This window comes from Thermomonas sp. HDW16 (genome assembly GCF_011302915.1).
Taxonomy (GTDB): domain Bacteria; phylum Pseudomonadota; class Gammaproteobacteria; order Xanthomonadales; family Xanthomonadaceae; genus Thermomonas.
Genome location: NZ_CP049872.1, coordinates 216486 through 232585, shown reverse-complemented (window position 1 = coordinate 232585; position 16100 = coordinate 216486). Strand labels below are relative to the sequence as shown.

The 16100-nt window shown below is 63.5% G+C and carries 21 protein-coding genes; 13 read left to right on the top strand and 8 right to left on the bottom strand.

Going from position 1 to position 16100, the window contains the following annotated elements:
- Positions 1 to 252 precede the first annotated feature (252 nt).
- Positions 253 to 1938 carry a reverse transcriptase domain-containing protein gene (locus G7079_RS01010; RefSeq protein WP_166054705.1) on the top strand — a complete coding sequence of 562 codons (1686 nt, stop codon included), beginning with the start codon at positions 253 to 255 and terminating at the stop codon, positions 1936 to 1938.
- Between the two features lie 32 nt (positions 1939 to 1970).
- On the opposite strand, the gene G7079_RS01005 is transcribed toward G7079_RS01010, so the two are convergent.
- Positions 1971 to 2870, bottom strand: coding sequence for a dienelactone hydrolase family protein (locus tag G7079_RS01005; protein WP_166054703.1), 900 nt, complete (start codon positions 2868 to 2870; stop codon positions 1971 to 1973).
- A gap of 14 nt (positions 2871 to 2884) precedes the next feature.
- Between G7079_RS01005 and G7079_RS01000 the strand changes: the two genes are divergently transcribed.
- Positions 2885 to 3364 (top strand): YciI family protein, encoded by a 480-nt coding sequence (locus G7079_RS01000; RefSeq protein ID WP_240906209.1) that lies wholly within the window; start codon positions 2885 to 2887, stop codon positions 3362 to 3364.
- 177 nt (positions 3365 to 3541) lie between these two features.
- On the opposite strand, the gene G7079_RS00995 is transcribed toward G7079_RS01000, so the two are convergent.
- The gene (locus G7079_RS00995; RefSeq protein ID WP_166054702.1) at positions 3542 to 4078 is read right to left on the bottom strand and encodes an SRPBCC family protein; all 537 of its coding nucleotides are present in this window, start codon (positions 4076 to 4078) and stop codon (positions 3542 to 3544) included.
- Positions 4079 to 4092: 14 nt separating this feature from the next.
- On the bottom strand, positions 4093 to 4464 hold the full coding sequence (locus G7079_RS00990; RefSeq protein WP_166054700.1) for a metalloregulator ArsR/SmtB family transcription factor: 372 nt from the start codon (positions 4462 to 4464) through the stop codon (positions 4093 to 4095).
- 132 nt (positions 4465 to 4596) lie between these two features.
- Between G7079_RS00990 and G7079_RS00985 the strand changes: the two genes are divergently transcribed.
- Together G7079_RS00985 and G7079_RS00980 are read left to right on the top strand one after the other, a co-directional pair.
- Positions 4597 to 5226, top strand: a complete 630-nt coding sequence (locus G7079_RS00985; protein WP_166054698.1) for a hypothetical protein — start codon at positions 4597 to 4599, stop codon at positions 5224 to 5226.
- Positions 5227 to 5281: 55 nt separating this feature from the next.
- Positions 5282 to 6124 carry a M20/M25/M40 family metallo-hydrolase gene (locus tag G7079_RS00980; RefSeq protein WP_166054696.1) on the top strand — a complete coding sequence of 281 codons (843 nt, stop codon included), beginning with the start codon at positions 5282 to 5284 and terminating at the stop codon, positions 6122 to 6124.
- Between the two features lie 9 nt (positions 6125 to 6133).
- Here G7079_RS00980 and G7079_RS00975 read toward each other — a convergent pair whose 3' ends face one another.
- On the bottom strand, positions 6134 to 6682 hold the full coding sequence (locus tag G7079_RS00975) for a DUF2058 domain-containing protein (RefSeq protein WP_166054694.1): 549 nt from the start codon (positions 6680 to 6682) through the stop codon (positions 6134 to 6136).
- Positions 6683 to 6746: 64 nt separating this feature from the next.
- Here G7079_RS00975 and G7079_RS00970 point away from each other — a divergent pair, with 64 nt between their 5' ends.
- A complete protein-coding gene (locus G7079_RS00970; protein WP_166057786.1) occupies positions 6747 to 7244 on the top strand; it encodes a M48 family metallopeptidase in 498 nt (165 codons plus the stop codon).
- On the opposite strand, the gene G7079_RS00965 is transcribed toward G7079_RS00970, so the two are convergent.
- Positions 7241 to 8242, bottom strand: a complete 1002-nt coding sequence (locus tag G7079_RS00965; protein ID WP_166054692.1) for an NADP-dependent oxidoreductase — start codon at positions 8240 to 8242, stop codon at positions 7241 to 7243. The two genes, G7079_RS00970 and G7079_RS00965, sit on opposite strands and share 4 nt — an antisense overlap.
- Before the next feature lie 193 nt (positions 8243 to 8435).
- On the opposite strand from G7079_RS00965, the gene G7079_RS00960 reads away from it, so the two are divergent.
- A complete protein-coding gene (locus G7079_RS00960; RefSeq protein ID WP_166057785.1) occupies positions 8436 to 9122 on the top strand; it encodes an alpha/beta hydrolase in 687 nt (228 codons plus the stop codon).
- A 123-nt stretch (positions 9123 to 9245) separates the two neighbouring features.
- A complete protein-coding gene (locus tag G7079_RS00955; RefSeq protein WP_166054690.1) occupies positions 9246 to 9872 on the top strand; it encodes an FMN-binding negative transcriptional regulator in 627 nt (208 codons plus the stop codon).
- 103 nt (positions 9873 to 9975) lie between these two features.
- Here the strand turns inward: G7079_RS00955 and G7079_RS00950 are convergent, their stop codons facing one another.
- The gene (locus G7079_RS00950) at positions 9976 to 10506 is read right to left on the bottom strand and encodes a hypothetical protein (protein ID WP_166054688.1); all 531 of its coding nucleotides are present in this window, start codon (positions 10504 to 10506) and stop codon (positions 9976 to 9978) included.
- A gap of 112 nt (positions 10507 to 10618) precedes the next feature.
- Between G7079_RS00950 and G7079_RS00945 the strand changes: the two genes are divergently transcribed.
- Positions 10619 to 11173 carry a YdeI/OmpD-associated family protein gene (locus tag G7079_RS00945; RefSeq protein ID WP_166054686.1) on the top strand — a complete coding sequence of 185 codons (555 nt, stop codon included), beginning with the start codon at positions 10619 to 10621 and terminating at the stop codon, positions 11171 to 11173.
- Here the strand turns inward: G7079_RS00945 and G7079_RS00940 are convergent, their stop codons facing one another.
- On the bottom strand, positions 11174 to 11722 hold the full coding sequence (locus tag G7079_RS00940; protein ID WP_166054685.1) for a hypothetical protein: 549 nt from the start codon (positions 11720 to 11722) through the stop codon (positions 11174 to 11176).
- Between G7079_RS00940 and G7079_RS00935 the strand changes: the two genes are divergently transcribed.
- The 5 genes from G7079_RS00935 (at position 11721) to G7079_RS00915 (ending at position 15742) form a co-directional block, all read left to right on the top strand.
- Positions 11721 to 12740, top strand: coding sequence for a TIGR00266 family protein (locus tag G7079_RS00935; RefSeq protein WP_166054683.1), 1020 nt, complete (start codon positions 11721 to 11723; stop codon positions 12738 to 12740). The two genes, G7079_RS00940 and G7079_RS00935, sit on opposite strands and share 2 nt — an antisense overlap.
- 130 nt (positions 12741 to 12870) lie before the next feature.
- Positions 12871 to 13098 carry a hypothetical protein gene (locus G7079_RS00930; RefSeq protein WP_166054681.1) on the top strand — a complete coding sequence of 76 codons (228 nt, stop codon included), beginning with the start codon at positions 12871 to 12873 and terminating at the stop codon, positions 13096 to 13098.
- Positions 13099 to 13162: 64 nt separating this feature from the next.
- The gene (gene folE, locus G7079_RS00925; RefSeq protein WP_166054678.1) at positions 13163 to 13756 is read left to right on the top strand and encodes a GTP cyclohydrolase I FolE; all 594 of its coding nucleotides are present in this window, start codon (positions 13163 to 13165) and stop codon (positions 13754 to 13756) included.
- Positions 13757 to 13814: 58 nt separating this feature from the next.
- Positions 13815 to 14402 carry a DUF2239 family protein gene (locus G7079_RS00920; protein WP_166054676.1) on the top strand — a complete coding sequence of 196 codons (588 nt, stop codon included), beginning with the start codon at positions 13815 to 13817 and terminating at the stop codon, positions 14400 to 14402.
- Between the two features lie 41 nt (positions 14403 to 14443).
- Entirely contained in the window at positions 14444 to 15742 is a 1299-nt protein-coding gene (locus G7079_RS00915) for a TCR/Tet family MFS transporter (protein WP_240906207.1), read from the top strand.
- On the opposite strand, the gene G7079_RS00910 is transcribed toward G7079_RS00915, so the two are convergent.
- Entirely contained in the window at positions 15743 to 16030 is a 288-nt protein-coding gene (locus G7079_RS00910) for an I78 family peptidase inhibitor (protein WP_166054672.1), read from the bottom strand. It lies immediately after the preceding gene.
- Positions 16031 to 16100: the final 70 nt, after the last annotated feature.

The window sequence follows — 16100 nt, the reverse complement described above, 5'->3', positions numbered from 1 at the left end:
CAGACTCTAACCACTGTTTTCGTCTGACTCCGTGCGATCCATAAGGCGATTTAGTTGCGCAGGCGCTTCCATCTGTTGTAAGAATGACGAGGGGCGATGTTCTATGTTGTTTGACGATGTATCCGTCGTCGTTCTAAGGACTTTCACTGTGATTGCGCCGCTGCGTGCGCGGTATATGCTCACCAGGTTGCGCTGGATGCTGCGATAAGTTGATTGAACCTCTCGCCCTTTCTATCAAGGAAGATGGATTAAGTGCCCCTCGAAGAGCGCGAAGCTGAATTCTTAGCATTGCGAACAAGGGAAGCGCTTGCTTGTTGGTTGGGAATTACAGACAAGCAACTTAGATTTCTTCTGTACAAAAAACTCGATCAAAGCTACCGCACTTTTGTGATACCAAAAGCGCGAGGAGGGTCGAGAGAGATCACCGCACCATCAAAATTTCTCGCGAGGCTCCAGCGAAAGATTGCTCTGGTCGTAGCCGCGATCTCACCCCCTCGCGGCTTGGCCAAGGGTTTCGTCAAAGGGCTAAGCGTCCTCGATCATGCCGCTCTGCATGCAAACAAGCGCTGGGTGGTTTGTTTAGACCTGAAGAATTTTTTTCCTTCAATTAACTATGGGCGCGTGCTGGGGGTATTCAGATCTCGGCCTTTCGAGTTCCCGGACGCAGTTGCAATCCCGTTGTCGCAGATCTGCTGTTATCTGGGACTGCTGCCACAGGGAGCCCCAAGCTCACCGGCCATCTCCAACGTTGTCGCCAGGCAGCTTGATAGGAGGCTTGCTGAATTTGCACGAAAGAACAAGTTGTCTGTTTCTCGGTACGCAGACGATATTTCTTTCTCAACCAATGCGCGAATTGTCCCGGTTGGTTTGATGCTTGAGGATCGATCACCAGGAAACGAAATTCTGGAACTGTTGGTTCAGTCCGGATTCGTTATAAACGGAGAGAAGTTTCGAGTCAGGCATGCGTCTGAAAGGCAGCAGGTCACCGGTCTCATCGTCAATGATAGACCCCGCATGCCAAGATTTTGGCGTCGCCAAACGAGAGTTCTGATGCATCTTAGGAGGGTGCATGGGGATGAGAACGCACTCTCAATCGCGAAGGATTTCCGTTCGAAGCGAAAACTTAGCGACGTCAAGTCAATCGAAGCACTGGTGCGTGGCCGGGCTACTTTCGCTTCGCACCTTGACGATCGATTTCAGACTGATTTCGTCGAATCCTTAGCTAGAGCATTCCCAGAACAGCGTTCCGTCCTAGAGTCACGGCGAAAGGTTGCTCATATTCGAGTGGTTGCCGAAGGTAAGACAGACAAAAAATATATTGCGCAAGCTTTCTCGGCGCTCTCTGGGCACGATAGCCGTTACAGGCGAGTAAAAATTGAATTCTCGGATCTGCCCGACAAATCGGAGGGCTTCGGGGATGTTGCCCTAAGAAAGCATGTGCAAGAAATTTCCACCGTTCAACTGCCCGTGTTCACCATTGCACTGTTCGACTGTGACAATTCAAAGCTGATGGCTGATCTAAATTTGACGGCAGCGTCTTATGTGCCACTCAGTCCAACATTGGCGATAGCCTGTTTGCCTCAGCCGGCCCACGTGAGCGATGCAGCATTCTGCATCGAGCATTTTATTCCCGCACACATTCGTGCCCTAAGGGATTCGAAAGGGCGTCGTATATTCACAGTTGATGAATTTGACTCTACAAACGGGCGTCATCGAACAGAGTCTCTATATCGTATTCATCCAAAGCAAGCCACGCTCATCGTGGACAGTGACGTGTTTTCCATGACGAGTGCAGAAAGTGTCGCGCTGAGTAAGAGCCAATTCTGCGACCTTGTTTGTGAGCGCGCCCCTCCCTTTGAAGACTTCGACTGGGAAGTATTTCGTCCGGTTATCGATTTCCTACTCTCAGTCTACGAAGGTGCAACTTCGCGACGCTGACGGGGAAATGTTCTCTGACCCCTTTTCAAGGGTTACGCCTGATCGCCTGCGCGACCCACGATCCACTCCACCATCGCATCAAACCGCTCCTGCTCCAGCGCATGCCCGCGCTCGACGCGGAGTTCGGTGATGAAATCGCCCGCGACCTGCGCCACCACCTGGTCCGCATCCCGCGAATACTTGTCCTGCGTGCCAGACACGATCATCGCCGGTCGCGGACCGATGGCGGACAGCACCTCATTCATGCCCATCTCGCGCGCAAGCCCGGGCACGGCTTCAAACAGCAGGATTCCGGTGCCCTCCCGCAGGCGCGTCTCGAAACTGCAAACGGCGCCGCTGATACACGCGAACCGGCATCGCGCATCGACGGCAGCGTGGTACAGCGCCGTGGTGCCGCCGTATGAGTGGCCGGCCACGCCCACGCGCGCTTCATTGATCCCGGTGGTTTGCAGCAGGACGCTCAGGGCGCGTTGGGCGTCGTCCAGACACTTGCGCATCAGCACGTCGCCTTGCAGCAACCGGTAGCTCATGGCGTTGTAGTGCTGCAGCCAGTCGTAATGGTCGGGCTGCGTCCCCTGCACTGCGCCGCGTCGGTCCTCGAAGGTGATCGCATCCGGTGCCAGCACGGCGAACCCCCTGCGCGCGAGTGCCGGTGCGAAGGCCTGGAATGGATCGCCTTTGATGCCGGCCACCTCGCTCTTTCCGAAGTGGAACTCGCCGTTGTGCTGGTGGAAGACGACCACGCCGCCGATCGCATCGCGCCCATTCGGCGTGAACAGGAGGGCCGGGATGCGGTCGCCTTCGAGGCCCGGGTATTCGATCCGTTCGCGGTCGAAGCCGTCGAAGGTCTCGATGGCGCCGCGCTGGACATCCACGGGGACGGGCTGCGCGAGCCCGAGGCGCTGCCGAAGGCGCGTGGCGATGTCATCCATGGGCCGCGATGATAATGCCCGCGCTGCCTTGCCGCCTTTCTGGAAAAGGCGTCAACGACAACTCGCCGTGTCGATATCGACCGCCCGCCATCGTCGTCAGGGATACACCTCCGGAGAACGCCCATGAAATACCTCGGCCTTGCCTACTTCACCCCGAACGATTCGCCGAACTGCCGCCGGACGAGGTCAAGGCGCTGGTGAGCCAATGCCCTGCGCTGGACGAGAAGATGCGCGCGACCGGCAAGCTGCTGGTGTCGGCCTCGTTGGGTGACCTGGAGCACTGGCGAACGCTGCGCCCGAGCGCCGGGAGTACGCGGATCACCGACGGGCCCTACACCGAGTCGAAGGAAGTGGTGGGTGGCTTGTTCATCATCGAGGCGGACAGCCAGGACGAGGCGTTGCGGATTGCCGCCATGCATCCGGCCGCGCAGATCGGCGAACAAGGCGGCTGGGTGGTTGAGCTGATTCCGCTGGAGTTCTACCTGGAACCTTGACGCCATCGCGGTACGTGTCGGCACGCCAAAAGTCGGTGCAAAAGTGCAGCTCGCGCCGGATGCGTTGAAGTCCGCACAAACCGATCCCGGTGCGCTGCGCTTACACGGGCGATGGGTATCTCGGTGGGTAAAAGAGGCGGGAGCCTTGCGGGTCTCCCGTCTCGGTTTGCGCGCGAATTAGGCCGGAATACGGTCTTCGTATTCGTCGCGCAGGCGTGTCCAGCCATCCCAGAACGGTTCCGGCGCGGTGTCGCTGACGCGTGCGGCCAGCGTGTCGAGGTGCTGGTGCCAACCGGCGCCGATCATCACCATGTTGTGGCGGTCGGAAATGCCGCGATGGGTAACGGTCAGCAGGACCTGATCGCCCTGGGGTTGCAGATCGAAGGCCACATCGCCGCCGCCCCAGGTAAACACCAGGCGGCGGGGTGCGTCGTACTCGACGACGGTGCTGTCCATGGTGTGTTCGCTGCCGAAACCTTCGGGTTTGCGGCCCGGCGGATCGGTGAGCTCGTCGTTGCGCCAGGTCATGGCGAACGCGCTGCCTTCGCTGGCCGGCATGTCGCCTGAGGCCAACCATTGGCGCCGCAGGTTGCTGTCGGTGAGATACGCCCAGACGCGCTCCGGCGGGCCGGGCAGCAGGCGTTGCAGGCGCACGGTGCGGGGGGCGGTGACGCTGGCGTAGTTGGCATCGGGATTGGCATGCGGGGTGGTCATCGTTTGGTCCTCTTCTAGGCGGCGGAGGTGCGGGCGCGGGCCCGCTTGGGTACGGCGGCGTCCTCGGCCTTGAGCAGCGCTTCAAGTGCATCGAGCTTGCCGGTCCAGAAGCGTTGGTAATGGCGCAGCCATTCGGCACCGTGATGCAGCGGTGCGGCATCCAGCCGGCAGGTGTGCACGCGGCCTTGCACCTCGCGGCGCACCAGCCCGGCGCGCTCCAGTACCTGGATGTGCTTGGACGCACCGGCCAGCGAGATCGCGTAAGGCGCCGCCAGTTCACTCACGGTGCGTGTGCCTGCGGCTAGGTCGGCCAGCATCGCGCGCCGAGTGGGATCGGCCAGCGCGCGGAAGACATCGTTCAATTGGGTGTCGTCATAATCAACCATATGGTTGAATTTAGATCGACCTGACTTGAATGTCAACTGTTTGGTTGAATTAAATTGGTGGCCCGCATCGCGCGCAGGGATTCATCACGCAGCCCGGTCTACGCTGGGCGCCCGTCCTTGCAGGAGCCGGCCATGGCCGACGATGCGCAGCACAAGGTCTCCCCCAACAACCCTTGCCCGTTCCTGCGCATGCTGGTGGCGCAGGGATTGCTCGACGATCGGGTGGCGACGATTGGCGATGCCACCGAGGTCATCGAGCGCGTGGCCGCCACCGGTGAAGGCAGTCCGCAGCTGCCCGGTATCGCGATCCGCCTGATCGCGTTGTTGGCGAATGGCTTGGGGCCGGGTGCATTGCTCGGCAATGGGCTGGACGGGGTGAAGCTCGACAAGCTGCGCGACGGGCCGCTGGACAAGCACGGCGCGGGTTCGCGGATACTGGACGCACGGGCACGGGTGCGGCCTGCGGAGCTGGATCGGCTCAAGGAATTCGCCAGCCTGAAGGACACCGCTGGCGGTGGCCGCGAGTGGGGGTTGGATGCGAAAGAGATCACCGTGATGATGGATGCCAACTACGCACGCGCCGAAGGGCATCGGCGCCTGATCGACCGCCAGCTGATGAACGGCGAATGGCCCGTCCTGCTGGACGTGATGGGCAAGGACGGCAAGCACGGCCGTTACCTGAGCCTGCGCGAGATTCGCGCGTTGTTCGTAGAGCGCCGGCTGCCGGCGCGGATGATGAAACGGCTGGGGCGTCGCGGCTAGGCGTTCGCTGTTGTTTCAGGCAACAATCCGCGCACCACTTACGCACGAACCGACCATGCCGCATCGATCGCGCCTGCACGCGCCTGTATTCCTGGCGCTCGTCCTGTCCCTGGCTGCTTCGGTGCCCGTCGCTGTTCGCAGCGCGCCTGCGAAAGTCTCTACGCTCGAAGACATCCAGAAGGAATTCGCAACCGTCCCGTGCGAGGACAAGGAACGCCTGGCGGCGGTGAAGGCGTTGTACGAGAAGGCGGGCGCGCCTGCCGCGGACATCAAGATCGAGCAGTTCGACAACGTGGAGAACCTGGTGCTGGTCAAGCCGGGCGCGTCTGCGGAGAAGATCGTGATCGGCGCGCATTACGACAAGGTCGCGGACGGTTGCGGGGCGGTGGACAACTGGACGGGCCAGGTCGCGTTGACCCAGCTGTACCAGACGCTGCGCGATATCCCGTTCAAGAAGACGCTGGTGTTCGTCGCGTTCGGGCGCGAGGAAAAGGGGCTGGTGGGTTCGCGCGCGATGACCAAGGCCATCCCCGAGGAACAGCTGCCCGAGTACTGCGCGATGATCAATATCGACAGCCTGGGCATGGGCCCGCCGCAGGTGGCGGACAACATGTCGAGCAAGCCGCTGGCGAAGTTCACCGGCGAGCTGGCGAAGGAAATGGAGATCCCGTTCGCGCATGCCAGCATCGGCCGTGCCAATTCGGATTCCAGTTCGTTCGTGGCGAAGCAGATTCCGGCGGTGACGATCCACGGCCTCAACAACAATTGGCAGCGCGTCCTGCACAGCGGCAACGACCAGCCAGCCAAGGTCAATGCGGCCAGCGTGTACCTGGGCTATCGGCTGGCGCTGGGCATGATCGTGCGGCTCGACCAGGCGGCGTGTAACGCGTACAGGTAAGCGCCGGGCCTACCAGACCAGATCGTCCGGCACCTTGAACTGCGCGTAGTAGGCATCGTCTTCGGCGCTGGTGGTGTCTGCCTGGCCTGCGCTGCCGTGGTCGAGCACGATCATGCCGGCATCGCGTTCGCGCACCTTGTCGCCGGCGGCGCGTGGCAGCAGGAGATGGCGTTCGCCGAGTTGGGCGATGACCAGCGCGCCGGTGGACAGCTGCTTGCGTTGCTCGTCGCTGACCAGCAGGGTGCGGATGGCGCCGCTTGCGGTGTAGCGGTATTCGCTGTCGCCTGCGCCGGGAATTTTCTTGTCGTCGATGATCTGTCGCGCCTGTGCGCGCAGTTCCGCGATGCGCGCCTGCGCCTTGCACTCCTGTGCGAGTGCGCGGTCGCGCTCGACTTTTTCGGCGCGGGCGCGTTCGGCGTCCACCGCGATTTCATTGGGCGTGGCTGCGCCCTTGGCATGCTTGGCCACGTGTTGCTCGCGCGCGACCTGGGAGACCTTGGACTTCTTGACCAGGCCGGCCTTGAGCAACTGTTCCTGTAGGGGATTTCCCTTTGCCATCGTGCGGTTTCGCGTGGGTGAGTGCTTGCGCCATGATACGGCCATGCCTGCCGATACTTCGCCCATGCAGCCCTTGAAATACCTGACCGGCTACCCGCCGCAGGTGCAGTCGCGGGTGCGCGAGCTATTGGCCGAGGGCCGGCTGGGCGCGCTGCTGGCGGGCAAGTACGACGAACCGCATGCCGTGCGCAACGACGGCCAGCTGTACGACTACGTACAGGCGCTTAAAGAACGCCACATGCGCAAGGCGGTGCCGCTGGGCAAGGTGCTGTACGACGGCAAGCTGCAGGTGATGAAGCACGCGCTGGGCACGCATACCGCGTTCTCGCGGGTGCATGGCGGCAAGTTGAAGGCCAGCCGCGAGATCCGCATTGCCTCCGTGTTCCGCGACGCGCCCGCCGAGTTCCTGAAGATGATCGTGGTGCACGAACTCGCGCACCTCAAGGAAACCGAGCACAACAAGGCCTTCTACCAGCTGTGCGCGCACATGGCGCCGGACTACCACCAGCTGGAGTTCGACCTGCGGCTGTATTTGACCCAGCTGGAAGCGGACGCGCGCTAGACCAGCTTGATCACGACCTTGCCCTTGGCGCGCCCGGTTTCGACATAGGCCAGTGCGTCCTGCGTCTGCTCGAACGGGAACACCTTGTCCACCACCGGTTGGATGGTGCCGGCTTCGACCAGGGCGGCGATCTGCTGCAGCTGTGCGCCATCCGGGCGCATGAACAGGAACGAATACTCGACGCCGCGTTGCTTGGCGCGGCTACGGATGCGCCAGCTGAGCAGGCGCATCACTTGCACCAGCGGCCACGACAGGCCGGCATCGCGCGCGAAGGCCGGATCCGGCGGGCCCGAAATCGAAATCAGTCGGCCGCCCGGCTTCATCACCTGCAGCGACTGTTCCAGCGTGTCCGGCCCCAACGTGTTCAACACCACGTCGACATCGTGCAGCACGTCCTGGAATTTTTCCTTCTTGTAGTCGATGACGATGTCCGCGCCGAGCCGTTTCACCCATTCGACATTTGCGGTGCTGGTCGTTGTCGCTACCGTCGCGCCGAGGTGTTTGGCCAACTGGATGGCGAACGCGCCCACGCCGCCGGAGCCGGCGTGGATCAGCACGGTCTGGCCGGGCTGCAACTTGCCGCGTTCGATCAGCGCCTGCCATGCGGTCAGGCCCACCAGCGGCAGCGAGGCGGCTTCGTCCATCGTGACGTTGGCGGGTTTGCGTGCAACATCCGCTTCGCGCATCGCGATGAACTCCGCAAACGTACCGATGCGCGCCTTGTCCGGCCGCGCGTACACCGCATCGCCGGGCTGGAAGCGGGTCACCTTCGCGCCCACTTGTTCCACCACGCCGGCCAGGTCATTGCCCAGGATCAGCGGTAGCCGGTAGGGCAGGATCAGCTTGAAGTCGCCATCGCGGATCTTGAAGTCCAGCGGATTGACGCTGGCGGCGTGGATCCGCACCAGCACGTCGCCATCGCCCATCGGTGGTTCCGGCGCGTCGCCGATGCGGGTATTGCCGGTCTTGCCGTAGCGGTCGAGCAGGAAGGCTTTCATCGGGCGTGCGGTGCTGGGTGGAGGAAGGGCAGACTTTACCTGCATCGTGGGCGGCACGATGCGGCGTTGACGCGCTCGGTAACGAGGGTCGATGACAGCTTGCGTGTCCCCTGTGGCGGCGTGCTAAAAAAGCGATCCATTGCCAGTCACGGACTTGGTTCGGGTCTGGCACCCCCAACATTGCAGGAGATCGATCATGAGCAAGCCAACCGTCGTTCTGGTTCACGGGTTCTGGGGCGGTGCCGCGCACTGGGCCAAGGTCATCGTGGAGCTGTCGCGCATGGGCTATACCGACATTCGCGCGGTGGAGAACCCGCTGACCTCGCTGGCCGACGATGCCGAGCGCACCCGCAAGATGGTGGCGCAGGTGAATGGCCCTGTGGTGCTGGTCGGTCATTCCTATGGCGGCGCGGTGCTCAGCGAAATGGGCAACCAGCCGAACGTGCAGGCGCTGGTGTTCATCGCCGCCTTCGCGCCGGATGCCGGCGAGAGCCCCGGCGCCATCACCCAGCAGCACCCACCGGCGGCAGTGGCGAACATCGCGCCGGACAGTGATGGCTACCTGTGGGTGATCCCGGCCAAGTTCCACGAGAGTTTCTGCCAGGACCTCACTGCCGATGAAGGCCTGGTGATGGGCGCCACCCAGAAGGCGCCGGTGGCCAGCACCTTCGGCGACAACGTCACCGAGCCGGCGTGGAAGCACAAGCCGAGCTGGTACCAGATCTCCAGCCAGGATCACATGATCCATCCGGACAACCAGGCGCGCATGTCCGCACGCATGAACGCGCGCAAGGTGATCACCCTGGATGCCAGCCATGCCTCGTTGGCCTCGCAGCCGGCCGCAGTGGCGGCGCTGATCGACGAAGCCGCGAACGCCTGATTGCATCATCGCGGCAAGACGGGCCGGGCCGGAACGCCCGGCCCGTTGTGCTTTGCGGCTCAGATCTCCAGGTGGAGGGATCATTGCTTGTAGCATCGATCCTGCGTGACTCTCGGAGCTCCCATGTACCTGCCAAGCCTGTTCGCCGAATCCGATCCTGCGGAACTGCATCGCATCATCCGCGAGCATCCGTTCGGCATGCTGGTCACGCATGCGACGCAAGGCCTGGAAGCAGATCACCTTCCCTTCCTGTTCGATGAAAGCGCGGGTGGGGCCGGCCAGCTGATCGCGCATGTGGCCCGCGCCAATCCGGTTTGGCAATCAGTGCGCGATGGCGATGCCGTACTGGTGGTGTTTCGCGGTGCGCAGGGCTATATCTCGCCGAACTGGTATCCGAGCAAGCAGGAGACCCATCGCCACGTGCCTACCTGGAATTACGAAACCGTGCACGCGCATGGACGCATCCGCATCCATGACGATGCGACCTACGTGCGTGGCGTGGTGGCGCGACTGACCCGCGCGCATGAAGCCGGCGAGCCGCAGCCATGGAAGATGGGCGATGCGCCAGCGGATTACCTGGCGGAACAACTCGCGCATATCGTCGGCATCGAAATCGAACTGACGCGACTGGAAGGCAAGCGCAAGCTGGGACAGAATCGCGAGCAGCGCGATTTCGACGGCGCGGTGCAGGCATTGGAAGCGCGCGGAAACATGGCGTTGGCGGCGGCGATGAAGCGCAGCAGGGCCTGATCAGCGGGTGCAAGCGGGAAGCATTGTTGGAGAGGTTCGCGCGCTGGGGCGCCTCCCTAGACTTGCGACGGAGCTGTTTTGTTTGTCATCGCAAAATAAACGACTAGTCGCCCGTCTCGACAGAGGGTTCCCGATGCTTACGCGCGCGTTCGGCGGCATCGATCCAGGTCGACATGCTTGCGCCGGAATGTTTCTCCAGCCAGGTGTACAAGGAGAACCAGTCATTACGCATGATCCAGGTGTTCGGTAGACGGTCACGGAAGCAGTTCACATGCCACCAGACGATGTCCTTGCCAAAGAGTTCTGGCGTCAGCGCAAGGTTGACTTGGCGATAGCGGATCATCATGTAGAGGCGCTGATAGAAGGTCAGGATCCGCAGAATGTTTGAATAGTTCTCGGGCGTGTCCTGCAGTTCAAGGTGCAGGAGGTCTTTGCCGGGATTGTCGCGTAACAGCTTGTCTGCCTTCATCCGGATCACCGCCATGCCTTCGCTCTGCCACTCGCGCTGCAGGTCGAGCGTGTTCTGCAGACGAGTCTTCCGCTCACCTACATACCAGCTGATGGTGCCCCCGGCGATCACGCCGACGAAGCCGGCGATGGTGCTGATGAGTGTGCTTGTCAGGTTCGAGTCCATGCCGGCTGCTGTCCTGTTGTCACGATTTCCAGCCGATGCTGACGCCTGCGCTTCGCCGAGTCCAGAGGCGTTCTTGTAACGTATCGGGCCGCCACAGTGATATTTTCAAAAAATGGCGAAACACGTCGGGATACTTGAGTTCAAAGCCAGGCTGCAACGCCCCGCGCAGCCGGCGAATGCCACGTGGACGTTCTTGCTGCTGCCCGCTGCAGCCAGCGCGAAGCTGCCGACGCGCAGCATGGTCACAGTCGAGGGTGCTTTCGCAAGGCAACCCTTCGTTGCGACACTGGAACCCGACGGCAACGGCAGCCACTGGCTGAAAGTCGACAAGGCGCTGCGCGAAAAAGCGGGCGTGGTGGCGGGCGACACGGTGGCGCTTTCGATCGCGCCGGTGGCGAAGGAGCCCGAACCGAAAGTCCCCGCCGATCTCAAGCGTGCGCTCTCCGAGAATCCGGGCGCGCTTGCGACGTGGGTGGATATCACGCCGGTCGCGCGCCGCGACTGGATCCACTGGATCAGCTCCGGCAAGAAGGCGGAGACGCGGGTGAAGCGCATCGATGTCGCCATCGACAAGCTGGCCTGCGGCAGCCGCCGCGCCTGCTGTTTTGATCGCTCCGGGATGTACAGCAAGGGCGGCATGGGTGCGCCGGAAGCTGCTGCCGACTGATCAGTCGGGTGTTGTGGGTGCACGCCGCATCCGCGAGAAGGGATAGCCGTTGCAGCCGGTTTTCGGCGTGTCGCGGTGGGCAATGGCGCGGCGTTCGGCGTCTGTCTGGGTCGGTGCGTTGTAGGCGCTCAGGCAGAACGCCCATTCGTACGGCGGCATGCCCGGCAAGGCCAGCCAATCGATGCGCGTCCACAGGCCTGCATCGCTGCGGTTGCCGGCATCGTTGCGAGCGATCAGGTAGTGCGCTTCGGGATGCCACGCGACCACGTTGTAGCGCGTGTCGGGACGTTGCAGCCATTGTTGCGCGTCGATCTTGTGGCCGATGCCGTAGTCGTCGACGAAGTCGCCGAGCAGCATCGCAGGCGGCGATGCGGGGGCGTCGCGCGTCGCATCCGCATGCAGCGCGCAGGCGGACAGGGTGAGCAGCGCGGGGAACAGCAGGAGTCGATGTGGGTGCATGGCGGCAGTATGCCGCGCGACTTCCGGCACCTTGCCGGTCATCGTGCGCGGCTTAGACTTGGCGGCATCCCCCCACAAGGATTCCGTCATGAGCCAGTGGTACCTGCACGACACCGCCAGCAACAAACGCCTGGGCCCGATGGACACCGAAGCCGCGCGTGCCGAAGCCGCGCGCAATCCTGCGTTGCTGGCCTGGAAGGAAGGCATGGGCGATTGGCTGCCGGTGCGCAACATCGCCGACCTGGTCGATGGCGTGCCGGGCGATCCGTCTTCCGCGCCGCCGCCGCCGCCGCGCAATGGCGGCAAGGGCCGTGCGGACGAGATCGACTTCCGCATCCATGGGCAGGAGATGCAGTTCGTGGAGATCGAACTGGATCCGGGTGAGAGCGCCATCGCCGAAGCGGGCTCGCTGATGTTCAAGGACAGCGCGGTGCAGATGGATACCGTGTTCGGCGACGGTTCGGGCGCGCAGGGCGGCGGTTTCATGGACAAGCTGCTGTCCGCCGGCAAGCGCGTGGTCACCGGCGAAAGCCTGTTCACCACGGTGTACACGCATGGCGGCAGCGGCAAGGCCAAGGTCGCGTTCGCCGCGCCGTATCCGGGCACGGTGATGGCGATGAAGCTGGACGAGCACGGCGGCAAGATCATCTGCCAGAAGGACAGCTTCCTGGCTGGCGCGCGCGGGGTGTCGCTGGGCATCGCCTTCCAGCGCAAGATCATGACCGGTCTGTTCGGTGGCGAAGGCTTCCTGATGCAGAAGCTCGAGGGCGATGGCTGGGTGTTCATCCATGCCGGTGGTTGCGTGGTGGAGCGTGAACTGGCCGCCGGCGAGCGCATCGACGTGGATACTGGCTGCGTGGTCGGCTACACCGGCAACGTGGACATGGACGTGCGCCGCGTGGCCGGCCTGAAGAGCATGTTCTTCGGCGGCGAAGGCGTGTTCCTGGCCACCCTGACCGGCCCCGGCAAGGTGTGGCTGCAGTCGCTGCCGTTCTCGCGCCTGGCCGGGCGCATGCTCGCGGCCGCCCCGCAGCAAGGCGGTTCGCGCGGCGAAGGCTCGGTGCTGGGCGGGTTGGGCCGCATTCTGGACGGCGACAACTCGTTCTGAGTGTTCGTGCGGGATGGCGTTCGTCGCGCCATCCCGCGTTTCGTCGCATCGTGCTTGCGGGCGATCAGTGTGCGTTGCGATGGTGCAGGCGTTGCGTGTGCAACGCCGTCATCGCGAGCATCGAAGAACCATGAAAACCCTGATCGCCCTGCTGCTGTGGTGCGTGCTGCTGGTGCTGTGCTGGCCGCTGGCGCTGCTGGCCTTGGTGCTATGGCCGCTTGCGTGGCTGGTTTCGCTGCCGTTCCGCCTGGTCGGCATCACGTTTTCGGCGTTGTTTTCCTTCCTGCATGCGCTGCTGATGCTGCCGGCGCGGCTGCTGGGCGGGGCGCAGAAGCCGACGGCCGCGGCTTCGACCTGACCGGCTGCGGAAGGCTTGCGGTGGTCGCGCTACCATGCGCATCCGCTTTCGCCCCGGAGCCCCCATGTCCGATTCCCGCCACGACGTCACCCGCCAGCAGGCCGAAGACGCGGTGCGCACCCTGCTCAAGTGGTCCGGAGACGATCCCAGCCGCGAAGGCCTGCTCGACACGCCCAAGCGCGTGGCCAAGGCCTACGAGGACTGGTTCAGCGGCTACGCGCTGGATCCGGACGACTACATGGCGCGCACCTTCGAGGAAGTCTGCGGCTACGACGAGATGATCGTGCTGCGCGACATCGACTACGAAAGCCATTGCGAACACCACATGGCGCCGATCATCGGCAAGGTGCACATCGGCTACCTGCCCTCGGGCAAGGTGGTCGGCATCAGCAAGCTGGCGCGGGTGGTCGAGGCCTACGCACGTCGCTTCCAGGTGCAGGAAAAGATGACTGCGCAGATCGCCAACTGCATCCAGCGCGCGCTCAATCCGCGCGGGGTGGGCGTGGTGGTGGAGGGCGCGCACGAATGCATGACCACCCGCGGCATCCACAAGCGCGGGGTGTCGATGGTGACCTCGAAGATGCTCGGCAGCTTCCGCGATGACGCGCGCACCCGCGCCGAGTTCCTGCAGTTCATCGATGTCGGCCCCGGTCGTTGAGTCATTGACGGGTTAATTTAACCCGGATAATATCCGCGCCTCTTCGAGAGGCCTGCTCATGTCCGACCCGTCCCTGCGTTGCACCGCTTTTGCCGGCCCAGTCCGGATCGCCAGTGGCGAGCTGCGCCACGTGGCATTGAAAGCCAAGCAGGCCTTCGATGCCGACAAGACCGTGCTGGTGTTCGAGGATGCCAATGGCCGGGTCATCGATCTGCCGCTGGAGTTGTCGGCCAGCGACTTGTTGAAGCGGTTGGCGGAACCGGTGCTGGCGCCCGCGCCGGAAACGGTCAAGCCGCGGGCGCGCGGCCCGGGCAGGCCCAAGCTGGGCGTGGTCGCGCGCGAGGTGACCCTGTTGCCGCGGCACTGGGACTGGCTGGCGGCGCAGCCGGGCGGGGCCTCGGTGGCGCTGCGCAAACTGGTCGAGGATGCACGCAAGGTTTCGGCCGATGGCGACCGCCAGCGCGCCGCGCAGGAAGCGGCCTATCGTTTCATGCAGGCGATCGCGGGCGACGTGGCCGGTTTCGACGAAGCCGCGCGCGCGCTGTTCGCCGGCGACATCGGCAAGTTCGAGGAATACAGCGCGACATGGCCGGACGATGTGCGCGAACATGCCGCGCTGCTCGCCGCCGATGCGTTCCACCACTGACCGGCCTCTTTCGACAACAAGAACAAGAAACGGGACTTCACTTGAACGCACCCATCCATCACGGCGCACGCAAGGCCGCGCTGATCTTCATCTTCATCACCGTGCTGATCGACGTGCTGGCCTTCGGCGTGATCATCCCGGTGCTGCCGCACCTGGTGCAGCAGTTCGTCGGCGGCGATACCTCGACCGCGGCGTACTGGACCGGTGCGTTCGCCTTCGCGTTCTCGCTGGTGCAGTTCTTCAGCGCGCCGATCCAGGGCGCGTTGGCGGATCGCTACGGGCGGCGCCCGGTGATCCTGATCTCCTGCCTGGGGCTGGGCCTGGACTTCATCTTCATGGCGCTGGCGCCGAACCTGGCCTGGTTGTTCGTCGGTCGCATCATCTCGGCGGCGACCTCGGCCAGCTTCACCACCGCCAATGCCTACATCGCCGACGTGACTGCGCCGGAGGAGCGGGCGAAGAGCTTCGGCATGATCGGCGCGGCGTTCGGGCTGGGTTTCATCGTCGGCCCGCTGGTCGGCGGCGTGCTGGGCGACATCAACCATCGCCTGCCGTTCTGGTTTGCGGCCGGCCTGGCCCTCATCAACTTCTGCTACGGCCTGTTCGTGCTGCCGGAATCGCTGCCGAAGGAAAAGCGCACGCCGAGCTTCGACTGGACGCACGCCAAGCCGATGGGTGGGGTCAAGATGTTGCGCGACTATCCGCAGATCTGGGGACTGGTGGCTGTGGTGTTCATCGCCAACTTCGCGCACTACGTGTACCCGAGCACCTTCGTGCTGTTTGCCGATGCCGCTTACGGCTGGAAGGAAAAGCAGGCTGGCTACGTGCTATCGGTGGTCGGCGTGCTCAGCGTAATCGTGAACGTGCTGCTGGTCGGCCGCTTGGTGAAGGCGTTCGGCGAACGTCGCGCACTGCTGTTCGGCTTGACCTGCGGCACGCTGGGCTTCCTCATTTACGGTCTGGCCGGCACCGGCTGGATGTTCATGATCGGCCTGCCGATCAGTGCGCTGTGGGCGATCGCCGCACCGGCGACGCAGGCCTTGATCACGCGGCAAGTGCCGGCGGATGCGCAGGGCCGCATCCAGGGCTCGATGAGCAGCCTGGTGTCGCTGGCCGGGATCTTCGCGCCGGCGGTATTCGCCGGTACGTTCGGTTTTTTCATCGGCCCGCATGCGCCGGTGCATCTGCCCGGTGTGGCCTTCCTGATCGCATCGGTAATGCTGGCGATCGCCGCCTTCGTGGCCTGGCGCTTCACCGATGCCGCGCACCTGCCGCCGAAAGCAGACAGCGTGGACGATGCGCCGGTCGAAACCAAGCCGACCGTCGAGCCCGTGCTCTGATCAGCCGCAGCCGATGCGTTCGATCTTGCCGCTGGCATCCAGGTAAAGATTGAGCCTGCCTTCCAGGTATTCCATCGTCACCACTTGTCCGTGCTTGAGCGTGCGTGCGCGTTCAGCACCGGCGGCCTTGCGCGCGGCTTCGACCGTCGCGGCATCCGGTGTCTTGCCCACGTAGGCGCTTGCGGCATCGGCATTGCATTGACCGCTGGCAGGCGGTGCAGCCGCAGGCGTGGCGCAGGCGGCCAGCGACAACAACGCGGGCAACAGGACGAGCGAACGCATTTGCATGGCGGAGTTCCGGGGCTGTGACGGGATCAGCATGCGCAGCCTTCGATTAACGCCACGTGCATGGCTTCCG